Source organism: Arthrobacter oryzae, assembly GCF_031454875.1.
Classification (GTDB): Bacteria; Actinomycetota; Actinomycetes; order Actinomycetales; family Micrococcaceae; genus Arthrobacter; species Arthrobacter oryzae_D.
This window is the reverse complement of sequence record NZ_JAVDRQ010000001.1, coordinates 511342-524958: the sequence shown is the minus strand read 5'-3', so window position 1 is coordinate 524958 and position 13617 is coordinate 511342. Positions and strand designations below refer to the sequence as shown.

General features: G+C 67.1%; 12 protein-coding genes. 8 read left to right on the top strand and 4 right to left on the bottom strand.

Annotated elements, in window-relative coordinates; all coding sequences use genetic code 11:
- Position 1 precedes the first annotated feature (1 nt).
- The 5 genes from J2805_RS02480 to J2805_RS02460 all read left to right on the top strand — a co-directional run bounded on the left by J2805_RS02480 (position 2) and on the right by J2805_RS02460 (position 5788).
- Positions 2-898, top strand: coding sequence for a carbohydrate ABC transporter permease (locus J2805_RS02480; protein ID WP_309968619.1), 897 nt, complete (start codon positions 2-4; stop codon positions 896-898).
- Between the two features lie 22 nt (positions 899-920).
- On the top strand, positions 921-2159 hold the full coding sequence (locus J2805_RS02475) for a Gfo/Idh/MocA family protein (RefSeq protein WP_309968616.1): 1239 nt from the start codon (positions 921-923) through the stop codon (positions 2157-2159).
- Complete coding sequence (locus tag J2805_RS02470; RefSeq protein WP_309968614.1) at positions 2156-2854, top strand: ThuA domain-containing protein; 699 nt, start codon at positions 2156-2158, stop codon at positions 2852-2854. Before J2805_RS02475 ends, J2805_RS02470 begins: the two co-directional genes overlap by 4 nt.
- Positions 2855-2997: 143 nt before the next feature.
- Positions 2998-4089: a Gfo/Idh/MocA family protein gene (locus tag J2805_RS02465; protein ID WP_309969103.1), complete on the top strand. Its 1092-nt coding sequence runs from the start codon at positions 2998-3000 to the stop codon at positions 4087-4089.
- A gap of 256 nt (positions 4090-4345) precedes the next feature.
- Entirely contained in the window at positions 4346-5788 is a 1443-nt protein-coding gene (locus J2805_RS02460) for an HNH endonuclease signature motif containing protein (RefSeq protein WP_396134188.1), read from the top strand.
- A gap of 56 nt (positions 5789-5844) precedes the next feature.
- Here J2805_RS02460 and J2805_RS02455 read toward each other — a convergent pair whose 3' ends face one another.
- Complete coding sequence (locus tag J2805_RS02455; protein WP_309968608.1) at positions 5845-6480, bottom strand: DedA family protein; 636 nt, start codon at positions 6478-6480, stop codon at positions 5845-5847.
- Between the two features lie 105 nt (positions 6481-6585).
- On the opposite strand from J2805_RS02455, the gene J2805_RS02450 reads away from it, so the two are divergent.
- Positions 6586-6729, top strand: a complete 144-nt coding sequence (locus tag J2805_RS02450; RefSeq protein WP_309968605.1) for a hypothetical protein — start codon at positions 6586-6588, stop codon at positions 6727-6729.
- A gap of 234 nt (positions 6730-6963) precedes the next feature.
- Here J2805_RS02450 and J2805_RS02445 read toward each other — a convergent pair whose 3' ends face one another.
- The gene (locus J2805_RS02445; protein WP_309968602.1) at positions 6964-7968 is read right to left on the bottom strand and encodes a LacI family DNA-binding transcriptional regulator; all 1005 of its coding nucleotides are present in this window, start codon (positions 7966-7968) and stop codon (positions 6964-6966) included.
- 190 nt (positions 7969-8158) lie between these two features.
- Here J2805_RS02445 and J2805_RS02440 point away from each other — a divergent pair, with 190 nt between their 5' ends.
- Positions 8159-9160 carry a family 43 glycosylhydrolase gene (locus J2805_RS02440; RefSeq protein ID WP_309968599.1) on the top strand — a complete coding sequence of 334 codons (1002 nt, stop codon included), beginning with the start codon at positions 8159-8161 and terminating at the stop codon, positions 9158-9160.
- A 42-nt stretch (positions 9161-9202) separates the two neighbouring features.
- On the opposite strand, the gene arfA is transcribed toward J2805_RS02440, so the two are convergent.
- A complete protein-coding gene (gene arfA, locus J2805_RS02435; RefSeq protein WP_309968596.1) occupies positions 9203-10738 on the bottom strand; it encodes an arabinosylfuranosidase ArfA in 1536 nt (511 codons plus the stop codon).
- Positions 10739-10881: 143 nt separating this feature from the next.
- On the opposite strand from arfA, the gene J2805_RS02430 reads away from it, so the two are divergent.
- The gene (locus tag J2805_RS02430) at positions 10882-12009 is read left to right on the top strand and encodes a S1C family serine protease (protein WP_309968593.1); all 1128 of its coding nucleotides are present in this window, start codon (positions 10882-10884) and stop codon (positions 12007-12009) included.
- Positions 12010-12082: 73 nt separating this feature from the next.
- Here J2805_RS02430 and araA read toward each other — a convergent pair whose 3' ends face one another.
- Complete coding sequence (araA, locus tag J2805_RS02425; RefSeq protein ID WP_309968590.1) at positions 12083-13603, bottom strand: L-arabinose isomerase; 1521 nt, start codon at positions 13601-13603, stop codon at positions 12083-12085.
- Positions 13604-13617: the final 14 nt, after the last annotated feature.

Sequence of the window (13617 nt, the reverse complement as noted above, 5' to 3'; positions counted from 1 at the left end):
CATGAGCGTCACCCTCACCAAAGCAGCACCCGCGGCCCGCACGTCCGCGGAACCGGCGCCCAACCGGGGCCTCGTCCGCCGCATCCGGAAACTGAACCTTCCGGGCGGAGTGGGCGGCTGGCTCTGGCTGGCCGTCATCATCATCCCCATCTATTACATCGTCATCACCAGCTTCAAGAGCCAGGCAGGATACTTCAGCGAGAACCCGCTGGCACCGCCGTCGAACCCCACGCTGGACAACTACCGGATGGTGCTGGAGGCCGACTTTGCACGGTACTTCCTGAACAGCTCGCTGGTGACGGCCGGAGCCGTCCTGCCCACGGTGCTGTTTTCGTTCATGGCGGCGTTCGCGATTGTCCGCGGCCGCGGCCGGTTCCTGAAGCTGGTCAACGGCCTGTTCCTTATGGGCCTGGCCATTCCGCTGCAGGCCACCATCATTCCGGTGTACCTGCTTATCATCCGGCTGAACCTCTACGACAGCCTCCTGGCCCTGATCCTGCCGTCCATCGCGTTCGGCATCCCGCTCACGGTGCTGATCCTGGCCAACTTCATCCGGGACGTGCCGGATGAGCTCTTCGAGTCCATGCGGCTGGACGGCTGCAACGAATGGCAGACCATGTGGCGGCTCGCGCTGCCGCTGGTGAAGCCTGCCATCGTGACCGTGGCCATCTACAACGGCCTGGGCGTGTGGAACGGTTTCCTGCTCCCGCTGATCCTCACCCAGAGCCCGGAACTGCGCGTGCTGCCGCTGGCGCTCTGGACCTTCCAGGGCCAATACAGCGTGAACATCCCCGCGGTGCTGGCCTCCGTGGTCCTCACCACCCTGCCCATCCTGGTCCTGTACGTCGTGGGCCGCCGGCAATTGCTGAGCGGACTCACCGCAGGCTTCAGCAAGTAGCCCGTCAATGGAGAACATACCCATGAGCACGCCGCAAAACCTTTCTCCCGAAAGCAACGTCCCGCCGCTACGTGTAGGCATGGTGGGCCACGCCTTTATGGGCGCCGCCCACTCGCACGCCTGGCGGACGGCGCCGCGTTTCTTCGACCTTCCGCTGAATCCCGAGTTGAGCGTGCTCGCCGGCCGGGACAGTGCCCGGGTGGCGGCCGCCGCGCAGCGCCTGGGCTGGGCCGAAACCGAAACGGACTGGCGTGCACTGGTGGAACGGGACGACGTGGACCTCGTGGACATCTGCACCCCCGGCGACACTCACGCGGAGATCGCCATCGCCGCACTGCAGGCCGGAAAGCACGTCCTCTGCGAAAAGCCGCTGGCCAACAGCGTTGCGGAGGCCGAAAAGATGGCGGAGGTGGCCGCCGAGGCCGCCACCCGCGGTGTCTTTGCGATGTGCGGCTATTCCTACCGGCGCACCCCGGCCCTTGCCCTGGCCCGGTCCATGGTGCGCGACGGCAAATTGGGAACCATCCGCCAGGTGCGCGCGCAGTACCTGCAGGACTGGCTGTCAGATGAGAATGCCCCGCTGACGTGGCGGATGGACAAGGCAAAATCGGGGTCCGGCGCCCTCGGCGACATCGGCGCGCACAGCATCGATGCCGCCCAGTTCGTCACCGGACAGCGCATCACTGGAGTCTCGGCCATCATGGAGACCTTCACGAAGGAACGTCCCGTGGGCGGCGAGTTCGTGGGCCTCGGCGGGAGCGGCGCGGTGGGTGCCGACGTCGAGCGCGGACCGGTGACCGTTGATGATGCGGTGATCTTCAGCGCACGGTTCGACGGCGGGCCCATCGGCGTGTTCGAGGCAAGCCGGGCTGCGCTTGGCCGGAAGAATGCCATGCGCCTGGAAGTGAACGGCTCCCGCGGGTCCATCGCCTTCGATTTCGAGGACATGAACTACCTGAATTATTACGACGGCGGCAGCGGCGCCGACCCGGAGTCGCTCGGGTTCCGTCGGATCAACGTCACGGAGGCCCACCACCCGTACACCGGCAACTGGTGGCCGGTGGGCCACGGGCTCGGCTACGAGCACGGCTTCACGCACCAGGTGGTGGACCTCGTGACGGCCATTGGGGCCGGAACCCAGCCCACGCCGTCGTTCTCCGACGCCCTTCAGGTGCAGCGGGTGCTGGCGGCAGTGGAGCACAGCGCAGACAAGGATTCCCGCTGGACTTCAGTGGACGGACGAGAAGGAACATTACAATGACTGCTACAAAAAACGCTTTGGTTGTGCGGGGCGGCTGGGACGGACACCAGCCGGTCGAAGCCACGGACCTGTTTATCCCGTTCCTCCGGGAAGAGGGCTTCACCGTGCGCGTGGAAGAGTCGACGGCGGTGTACGCGGACGCCGCGTACATGGCCGGCGTGGACCTGATCGTGCAGTGCAACACCATGACCACCATTGAGAAGGCCGAGTTTGAGGGGCTCCGCTCCGCGATCGAGGCCGGCACCGGAATGGCGGGATGGCATGGGGGCATCGCCGATTCGTACCGGAACAACTCCGACTACCTGCACCTGATCGGCGGGCAGTTCGCCTGCCATCCGGTCAAGGATCATGGTGAGCTGCATGGGGACGCCACGGACAATTACCGCACGTACACCGTGAACATGCTTCCCGCCGCGGCGGAGCATCCGGTCACGGCGGGCATCGGCGACTTCGAACTCTCCACCGAGCAGTACTGGGTACTGTCCGATGACTACATCGACGTGCTGGCCACCACCACGCTGCCCGCCCGGGAAAAGGACGCGTGGCACCGGGACGTGGTGTCGCCGGCGGTGTGGACGCGGTCGTGGGGCGAGGGCCGAATCTTCGTGGCCACGCCCGGACACAGCGTGGAGATCCTCAAGGACAACAATGTCCGCACCATCATCGAAAGGGGCATGCTGTGGGCCAGCCGCTAGGAAACGCAGAAGCTGATTCATCCTTGCAGTCACCGGCGGTTGAGTCACTGGCAGTGGGGTCACCCGCAGTGGCGTCACCCGCAGTGCAGTCACCGGCGGTTGAGTCACTGGCAGTGGGGTCACCCGCAGTGGCGTCACCCGCAGTGCAGTCACCGCTGAGGGTCGGCGTGGTGGGCTGCGGCAACATCATTGCCGCCTACCTGGCCACGTTCCCGCGGCTGGCGACCGTCCGGCTGGTGGCTGTGGCGGACCTCGATTCCTCCCGCGCGGAGGCCGTGGCTGCCGAGCACCCGGGCGTGCGGGCGCTGGGCGTGGACCAGCTGCTCGCGGACCCGGAGGTGGACCTTGTCCTGAACCTGACCATCCCGGCAGCCCACGCGGACATTGCCCTGCGTGCCATCGCCGCCGGGAAGGCCGTTTACGGCGAAAAGCCGCTGGCCGCCACGGCCGAAGAGGCTCGCAAGGTGCTTGAGGCCGCAGCGGCGGCGGGCGTCGTCGTCGGCTGCGCGCCGGACACGGTCCTGGGGACGGGCATCCAGACCGCCCGCAAGGCGATCGACGACGGCCGGATCGGCGCGCCGATTTCTGCGACAGCCACCATGGTGACGCCCGGGCATGAGCGATGGCATCCGCACCCTGACTTCTATTACCTGCCCGGCGGCGGCCCGCTGCTGGACATGGGTCCCTACTACGTCTCGGCGCTGGTCACGCTGCTGGGACCGGTGGCCTCCGTGATCGGCGCAGCGAGCCACACCCGCGGCAGCCGGACCATCGGCACCGGGCCGCGCGCCGGCGAGGCTGTTCCGGTCAGCACGGACACCCATGTCACGGGGGTGCTGGTGCATGAGTCCGGCGCGCTTTCGACGCTGGTGATGAGCTTCGACGCGGTGGCCACGCAGTCCGCCAACCTGGAGATCCACGGCGAAACCGGATCGCTGATCGTGCCCGATCCGAACCACTTCGACGGCGAGGTCAAGCTCCGGAGCCTGGACGGCGAAGGCTGGGAGGTGCTTCCCGTCTCGGCCGGCTACGTGGATTCCGCCCGCGGCTACGGGCTCCACGACCTTGCCGTGACCCCCGCCGGCCACGAGCCGCGGGCCGGTGGGGAGCTGGCGTTCCATGTGCTCGAGGTGATGGAATCCGTGCTCGAATCAGCGGCCCTGGGGCAGGCTGTGAAAGTGGCCAGCCGCTGCGAACGGCCGGAAGCGGTGCCGCTGACCGACCTCGGTGGTTAGCGGCCCCGGCGGTTAGCGGCTTCGGACGGCATCTCCCCGGCGAGGCACCGTCGAATCCGCCAGGCGCCGTCGAATCCGCCAGCGGCCGTCGTATCCGCCAGGTGACCAGGACGGCCACCGCCACTGCGGCGACAACGTCGGCGGCGGCACGTCCGGCGGTGGGGGCCTGGGCACCCCTGACGCCTGCGTTTTTGTCAGAGCCTGCTGACATGCTGTGGGTATGGATAGCTGTGCGGTTGCGGAGACGTTGGAGGTTATGGCGGCCTCCCTTTCTGCCTTGGCTGCATTCGCCAGTCGCGCGGCCGGAAACATGGCCCCGACTGGTGCTGACCCTCTTTGCGACGAAGCGGACGCGTGCCTGGATGGCCTGGCTGAGGTGGGCAGTCTGGAAGGCCGGATGGCGGCGCTGAAGGTGCATTTTGCCGCCGGATACGCCCACGCTGCCGCAGCTATGGCGGCCCCGGCCCGTTCCCCGCAGGAGTGCACCGCCCAGGACATGGCGGTAACGGCAGAGGTGGCCTGTGCCCTGACTGTAAGTGAACGATCGGCAGCCGCACTCCTGGCGGAGTCAGCCACCCTGACCGCAGAGTTGCCGCTGACGCTCGCCGCACTGCAGGCAGGGACCATTTCATGGCAGCACGCGCGGGCGATGTGCGATGAAACATCCGGTCTGGACCCCGCAGCGGCAGCCGCCCTCGAGGCTCATTTCCTGGACCCCGAAGCACCCTTTGCTGCTCGTGGCTGCCCGGCCGGGGAGCTGGTGCCGGGCAGGTTCCGGGCTAAAGCGCGCAGCTGGCGTGAACGGCACCATCCAGTGAGCATCGAAGCCCGCCACCGCAAGGGTGTGAAGGAGCGTCGGCTGGAAGTTGTCCCGGACCGGGACGGCATGGCGTGGCTCTCCGCCTACGTGACTGCCGATGTGGCGGCGGGTGTCTGGTCCCGTGCCACGGACGCGGCGCGCGCCCTGCAGGGGCCGGCCGAAGCACGGACCCTGACCCAGTTGCGTGCGGACGTCGCCACGTCCTGGCTGCTCGGAGGGGTAGCGGAAGGAACCCCTTCACCCAAAGCACAGGTCCTGGTTACCGTTCCGGTGTTGTCGCTTATGGGGGTCGTGACGGAACCGGCTGTGCTGGACGGCTACGGACCCATACCTGCCAGTATGGCTCGCCAGCTTGTCGCGGACGGTGCCACATCGTTCCTGCGCGCCCTGACAGATCCGCGCAGCGGAGCGCCGCTGGAGATAGGACGCACCAGCTACCCGGTTCCGAAAGCGATGCGCCAATGGTTGCGGCTTCGGGATGGCCGCTGTCCTTTCCCCGGCTGCAACAACCACTCCCTGGACAACGAAGCGGACCACCTCCTGGCGTGGTCGAACGGAGGTGGCACCGGAATCTCGAACCTTGGCCAGCCATGCCGCAAACACCACCGCCTGAAACACAGTTCACGCTGGAAACCTGTTGGCGCCACCATGGATCAACCGCCCGGCTGGACCTCACCCTCGGGACGCTCATATCCCAGCGAACAACAGGACTGGGAACCACCACGCTGGCCCGACCGCCCCGGCCACACGGGCGAAGATCCGGAACGGGAACCGCCTAACGGGCCCGACGCACTTGCCGGTGCCGCCGGTCCCGGTGACACCGAGCCACCATTACCGGTAGATCCCTTCCCCGACTGGGCACTAGTCATCGCGGCCTAGGATCACCCGTGCCTCTGCTGCCCGGTCACCCTTGGTGAGTAGTCTCCGCCCCGGGGTCACCTTTGTGGACGCGCGCTGCTGTCTGCAGCCGTCGCCTGCCGGTGCCGTCGTATCCGCCAGGTGACGAGGACGGCCACCGCCACTACGGCGACAACCACGGCGGCGGCACTTCCGGCGGTGCGGGCCACCTCGTCGTAGAGGTTCCCGGCCAGGTACCCGAGGGTAACGAAGAGGCTCCCCCAGAGCACGCCGCCGGTGATGTTCCAGAGTGCGAAGCGCCGGTAGGGCATACCGCTGAGTCCGGCCAGTGCCGGCATCACAGCACGGAAGAAGGCGGTGAAGCGGCCCAGGAAGATGGCAGGGCCGCCCCGACGCCTGAGGAACTCCCGGGCCTTCTCGAGCTGGGGGCGCTTCCGGTCAAAGATCTTTCGGGTAATCAGCCGGGGGCCCAGGTGTTTTCCGATTTCATAGCCCACCGTGTCGCCCAGGATAGCGGCGGAAACCACCACCGCGATCATGACGGCCAGCGGGATGCCGCCCTTGCCCGCGATTACGCCGGCCACCACGGCCGCGGTTTCGCCGGGGATGACGAAGCCGATAAAGAACGCGTCCTCGGCAAAAACCAGGGCGAACACAACACAGGCCACCAGCAGCGGGCTGGCGTTGAGAAGTCCATCGAAAAAGGCCTGCATCAGGATCAGTGTGGCAGGCCTGCCGGGCCCGGGCCAGCGCGCTTATCCGAGGGGCGTACTGCCAGGGCCTCCCTTACCGGTGCGAGAGCTTCTAGCCTTGATCTCATGGACAGCAGCAGCCCCCGCACCATCCTTGACCTCATCAGAGCCGGCGCCTCGGCACTCGCAGGCAACGTCGCCGACCGTGCGTACATTGCACTCGCCGCGCCGCAGGATTCCCTGGAAAAGGCCGCGGCCGAGGAATCCTGAAACGGCGGCTGACACGAGCGGTTCATTACTCGGCGATTGCCATTCCTTGCCCCTCGGCCGGTTCCGGCGCAGCCGTAATCCGGCCGGACCGCGCACCTTTTACATCTGCATGTCGGCCAGTTCGAAGATTTCAAGCCTGAACTTACCGTTGCCATTGGACAGGAACGGGTTCCGGCTCCGATTCCCGCCACGGCCGTGCCGGGGTCCCAGACTTAGAGCGGGAAGTCCCGGATCTTAGGGTGCGGAGTCCCGGACTTTCAGTTCGAAGCCGGCCTCGACATGGAGTCCCGCAGGCGATGCCTCGACGCCTTCGATCCGGTCGATGAGCAGCTGGATGGATCGTTCGGCAATTTCCTCCATCCCGGGAGACACCGTGGTGAGTGACGGCGCCGCGAAGCGGGCCTCGTCGATGTTGTCAAAGCCCGCCACGGCAACGTCATCCGGCACGTTAATGCCGCGGACCAGGAGTTCGTGCATGGCGCCGAGTGCGATGACGTCATTGAGGCCAAAAACGGCATCGAACCGGATTCCACTATCAAGCAGGCTGCCGACGCCGGAGGCGCCGCCGTCGCGGCGCCAGTCGCAGGGCACCACGAGGGCGGGATCCAGCTGCGCCCCGGCGGCCTCCAGCGCCTTCCGGTGGCCGTTCAGGCGCAGGCCGGGGCTGTCCGTTGTGTCGCCTGCCGACGCGCCCAGGACGGCAATCCGGCGCCGGCCGCCTGCCAGGAGATGGGCGGTGATCGCTTCCGCGGCCTCGGCATTCTTCATGGTCACCAGGTCGAAGCGCGGATCAGCGATATGCTCCCCGAGCATCACGATCGGCTTGCTGCCCTGATTCGCGGCAACAGTCTCGACGTCGAGGGCCAGCGGATTGAACAGCAGCCCGTCCGTGAGCTGGCGGAAGGGTCCCTGGAGCGCGCTCAGTTCGTGAACGCCGTCCGCTCCGGACTGCTCCACGAGGACGCGATAGCCCCGGCTGGCCGCAACGGTCATCAGCCGGGACGCAAGCTCCCCATAGTACGGAATGGACAGGTCGGACAGCACCAGTCCGAGCATCCGGGTTTTGCCGGAGCGCAGGCTGCGGGCAGTCAGGTTGGCCTCGTACCCCAGCTCAGCGATGGCATCGAGCACCTTCTGCTTGGTGGCGGGCCGGATGAACTCGTAGTCGTTGAGCACATTGGACACCGTCTTCAGCGAGACGCCGGCAGCGCGCGCAACATCGTTCATGGTCACAGCCACAGGTGATTCCCTTCCCCGTTAACACTTTCAGCTACATCGTTGCAGACCGGCCTTGGTTTTACCTTTTCCGCAGAATATACAACGTTATAGAATCGACTCGGCCGCACCACTCGAGCCTGCCTCTACCGGCTTCCGCCAGCCGGTCCGCTTCCGCCAGCCCGCCGCACCAGCCAGTAAACAAGGAACTGCCATGCCGCTTGCATCCTCTCCCCTCTTCCGCTGCCCGGTGTTCGACGGCGCCGCCGATCCCACGGTCATCCACCGCCGCGGCACGGGCGAGTGGTGGATGTTCTACACGGCCCGCCGCGCCACGCTCACCACCGATGGCGTGGACTGGATCACCGGCACCAGGATCGGGATCGCCGTGTCCTCGGACGCAGGAGCCAGCTGGCAGTACCGCGGGGTGGTGGAGGGCCTCGATCCGGAGGACTCCCCCGGCCTGAACACCCACTGGGCGCCCGAGGTGGTGTGGCATGACGGCAGATATCACATGTTCCTGACCTGGGGTGCCGGCGCCCCGCGCACTTGGGCCGAGCAGACCCGGCGCCGGCTGGTGCACTTCACCAGCACCGACCTGGAGCAGTGGGAGTCCGGCGGACGGGTGGAGGTGGGCTCCGAGAACGTCATCGACGCTGCTTTCGCCGTGGTGGCGGACGGCCGTCCGCGACTCTGGTTCAAGGACGAAGTGGACGGCTCCACCACCTGGTCGGCAGTCTGGGAAGAGTCGGCCGGGGAAGAGCCGGACGACGGCGGCAGCTGGCGCGCCGAGGGGCAGGTGATCGGGCTGCCCGCCCACGAAGGTCCCAACGTGTTCCGGCTGGGCGGCTGGTACTGGATGGTGGTTGACGAGTGGCGCGGCCAGGCCGTGCACCGCTCAGCCGACGGCCTCGCCTGGAACCGGCAGGAAACCAACAACGGCCTTGTCCTGGACGCCCCCGGCTCCGGGGCTGACGACGCCACGTACGGCAGGCATGCAGACGTGGTCACCCAGGGCGACCATGCCTATATCTTCTATTTCACCCATCCCGAGTGGCAGGACACCGAGATGGCCAACGGCTTGGAGGACCCGGCCCAGGCGGTCCGTGAACAGCGCACCAGCATCCATGCGGCGCGGCTGCACGTGGAAGGGGACGTCCTGGTCTGCCTTCGCGACCTGGACGCCCCCGTCCACCTGGATCCGGCGCGCCTCTGATTTCGGAGACACGCCCTAACCGGGACCTGGCTTCCCTATCGCCTAGTGTCCGGCCGCGTCGACCGACAGGCGGATCATGCTCCAGGACACCGCGGGAAGCTCGGCGGTGAGTCGGCCGCCGTCGGCCCTGACACTGACGTTCTCGCCGGGCAGCACCGAGGTGGAGTCATCCGCCGTCGCCTGCCAGTACGGATCCTTGTTCGTGTAGGTGACGGCCTCCACAACCTTGGCGTTCCCAAGTCCTGCGACGGCGGCGTCCAGCGTCAGGACCTCCGTGGCCGAGCGGTTCACGGCAAACACCACGGCCTCGCCGGCGTCCGCGTCGAACGTGGCGACGGCGGACAGCGCGGCGAAGTCCGCCGTCTTGCCTCCGCTGAGCAGCGGGGATTCGACGGCGAGCTGCAGCACCGTGCCCTTGGCGTGCTGTGACGTCAGGGCGAACGGGTGGAAGGTGGTCTGCTTCCAGGCGCGCCCGCCGGGTTCAGTCATGATCGGAGCGATGACGTTCACCAGCTGCGCCAGGCTGGCGGAGTGCACGCGGTCGGTGTTGCGGAGCAGCGTGATGAGCAGGTCGCCGACCACCACAGCATCCGCCACGGTGTAGCGGTCCTCCAGCAGTACCGGGGCCACCGGCCAGTCCTTGCCGGTGGGCGCCTTGGATTCGTCGCGGCTCATGTGCCAGACGTTCCATTCGTCGAAGGAGATGTTCACCTGCTTTGTGGACTTTTTGACCGATTTCACGTGGTCGATGTGCGCCACGATGTCCTTGATGAAGGCCTCCATCCGGTGGCCGGATGACAGGTGTTCCTGCAGGTCGCCGAAATCCTCGAAATACTGGTGCGCAGAGATCAGGTCTACGAGGTCATAGGTTTCCGTCAGCACAACCCGCTCCCACTCGCCGAAACTGTCCATGGTGGGGGCGGAGCTTCCGCAGGCCACCAGCTCCAGGTCCGGCTCCACCATCCGCATGGCGCGGGCGGTGTCTGCCGCCAGGCGGCCATACTCCGTGGCGTTCTTGTGCCCGATCTGCCAGAAGCCGTCCATCTCGTTGCCGAGGCACCACATTTTGATGCCGTAGCCGTCGTTGGCCCCGTTGGCCCGGCGCTGGTCCGAGAAGGCCGTCCCGCCGTCGATGTTGCAGTATTCCAGCAGGTCCAAGGCTTCCTGGGTCCCCCGGGTGCCCAGGTTCACGGCCATCATCGGCTCGACGCCTGCCTTGACGGACCACTTGGCGAACTCGTCCACCCCCACATGATTGGGGTCGGTGGAGTGCCAGGCCAGGTCGAGGCGCGCCGGGCGCTGGTCCACCGGCCCTACGCCGTCCTCCCACCGGTAGCCGGAGACAAAATTGCCGCCCGGGTAGCGCACAGTGGACACCCCCAGTTCGCGGGTGAGTTCCAGGACGTCGGTCCGGAAGCCGTCAGCGTCAGCCTTGGGGTGGCCCGGCTCGAAGATGCCGGTGTAGACGCAGCGGCCAAGATGCTCCACGAACGCACCAAAGGTGCGGCGGCGAACCGGGCCCACGGTGAAGGCCGGGTCCAGGGTGATCTTGGCAGTGGCGTGTTTGGAAGTGCCCACGTAAACATCCTCGTTTCTGGTTTCTACAACGTTATAGAAACCATTGTTGATGCTGACGGCGCCGCAGTCAAGGGAAGATGCCACTGGCCGGGCTCAGGCACCCGGGCTTACTTTTTTAACAGGGGCCGTGAGAGGAGACTTCCATGCAGTCACAGCCAGCCAAATCCGTGCGCCTGGCCCGCCATCGAGTGGCCGGCGCGGGCGCTGTCGCCGCCGTCGCCGTCGCCGTCGCCGTCGCCGTCGTCATTCTGGTGTCCGCCTGCACGGCGGGTCCGCAGCCCACTCCGCCGTCCGCCACTTCCGCCACGGCGGGCAGCCCGGCGCAGACCTCACAACCGGGAACAGCCCAACCGGGGACACCGATGACGGCCGCCGACATCCCCTCGATCGTGGAGAACGTCCAGCCGTCCGTGGTCACGGTCCTGACCGACGACGGCGTGGGCAGCGGCGTGGTGTTCGCCGCGGACGGACTGATCCTCACCAACGAGCACGTGGTCAGGGGAAACACGGACGTGGAGGTCGCGTTCGCCGACGGCCAGCGGGTCGCCGGAACGGTCAAGGCCGCGGATGCCATCTCGGACCTGGCCCTCGTTGAGGCGAAGCGCACAGGGCTTCCCGCAGCCAGGTTCCAGACCGACCTGCCCCGGGTGGGCGAACTGGCAATCGTGATCGGCTCGCCGCTGGGCTTCGAAAACACCGCCACGGCGGGCATCATCTCAGGACTGCACCGCGAAATCCCCGGCTCGGCAGCCAGCAGCCAGTCGCTGGTGGACCTGATTCAGACCGATGCGGCGATCAGCCCGGGGAACTCCGGCGGCGCGGTGGTCAATTCCCGGGGCGAGGTGATCGGCATCAGCGAGGCGTACATCCCGCCGCAGTCCGGCGCGGTGGCCCTGGGATTCGCGATTCCGGCCGCGACGGCGGTCCGGGTGGCTGAACAGCTGCGTGAGGACGGTACCGCGGACCACGCCTTCATCGGCCTCCGCCCGGGCAGGATCACTACCCAGATCGCCGAACAGCTGGGGCTCCAGGACACGCGCGGCGCACTGGTTCTCTCGGTGGTCGACGGCGGTCCAGCGGACGACGCCGGCCTCCGGCCCGGGGACGTCCTCATCGCCCTCGACGGCAAGGAACTGTCCTCGCCTGAGGACCTGCTGGCCGAGCTCCGGGGCAAAACGCCGGACCAGACGGTGAACGTCGGCTACCGCCGCGGCACCGAATCCGCGGAAACCAAAGTCACCCTCGCTGCCCGCCCGGCCGCGGAGGGCTGAGCGGGCAGCGAGAGTGACCGGGCGGCCGGCCGTCGCCGAATGGGTCGCTGCTGTGGGTTTTTGGCCCGGCAGGCTAAAGCCCGCCGGCCAGCTTGTAGTACGCGGCGTTCCAGTTCAGTTCCTTCTTGAACTGTTTGATGGTGGTGCCTTCGTCGATGGCCAGCAGCTCGGTCCGTGCAATCTCGGCGAAGTCCTCGAACACGTCCATGCCCACCGCGGTGGAAAGGACCGTGTGGTGGGCCGCCCCGGCGGTCAGCCAGGCAGCGGCGGAGGTGGCGAAGTCGGGCTTCGGAGACCACAGCGCGCGGGCCACGGGCAGGTTGGGCAGCGGTTCGTCCAGGTCCACCACGTCAACCGCGTTTGCCACGAGGCGGAAGCGGTCCCGCATGTCGGACAGGGCCACCACCACTCCGGGGCCGGCGTCGGTGTCGAACACCATGCGCACGGGGTCTTCCTTGCCGCCGATGCCCAGCGGGTGGATCTCGACGCGCGGTTTCGTGGCCGTCAGCGAGGGGCAGACTTCCAGCATGTGCGCACCCAGGATCTTCTCCTGGCCCGGGGTGAGGTGGTACGTATAGTCCTCCATCAGGGAGGCGCCGCCGGGCAGGCCGGAACCCATCACTTTGGCGGCGCGGACCAGGATGGCGGTCTTCCAGTCGCCCTCGGCGCCGAAGCCGTAGCCGTCGGCCATCAGCCGCTGCACGGCCATGCCGGGCAGCTGGCACAGTTCTCCGAGGTCCTCAAAAGAAGTGGTGAAGGCGGCCGAGCCGTTGGCCTCGAGGAAGCTGCGCAGGCCAAGTTCGATCCGTGCGCTGTAGCGCAGCGATTCGTGCCGCGCTCCCCCGGCCTTCAGCTCCGGCACCACCTCGTAAAGGCGTTCGTACTCCGCTACGAGGGCGTCGACGTCGGCCTCCGCGGCGCCGTGCACGGCGTCGGCGAGCTCGTTGACGGACCAGGTGTTGACCGAGACGCCGAAGCGCAGCTCGGCCTCGGTCTTGTCACCCTCGGTGACGGCAACGTTGCGCATGTTGTCGCCGAAGCGCGTCAGCTTGAGCGTCCGGACGGCGGCCCAGCCGGCCGACGCGCGTTGCCACACGCCTACTTGGCGGGAGACCTCCGGGTTGGACACGTGGCCCACCACGGTCTTGCGGGGAATACCAAGGCGGGACTGGATGTAGCCGAACTCACGGTCTCCGTGGGCTGCCTGGTTCAGGTTCATGAAGTCGAAATCGATGTCTGCCCAGGGCAGTTCCACGTTGGCCTGGGTGTGCAGGTGGAGCAGCGGCTTGCGCAGCAGGTCCAGGCCCTGGATCCACATCTTGGCGGGGCTGAACGTGTGCATCCAGGCGGTCACGCCGATCACGGAATCCTCAGAGTTGGCTTCCAGCGCGGTGCGGCGGATAGCGTCCGAGTCGGTGAGGACGGGCTTCCAGACCACCTTGACCGGGACATCGGAGGACGCATTCAGCGCGGCGGCAATCTCCTGCGACTGCGCTGCGACCTGCTTGAGGACGTCCTCGCCGTAGAGGTGCTGGCTGCCGGTGAGGAACCAGACCTCGTACTGCTCGAGTGACGTGTTGTTGGCGTTGCTCATGGGAATTCTCCTGA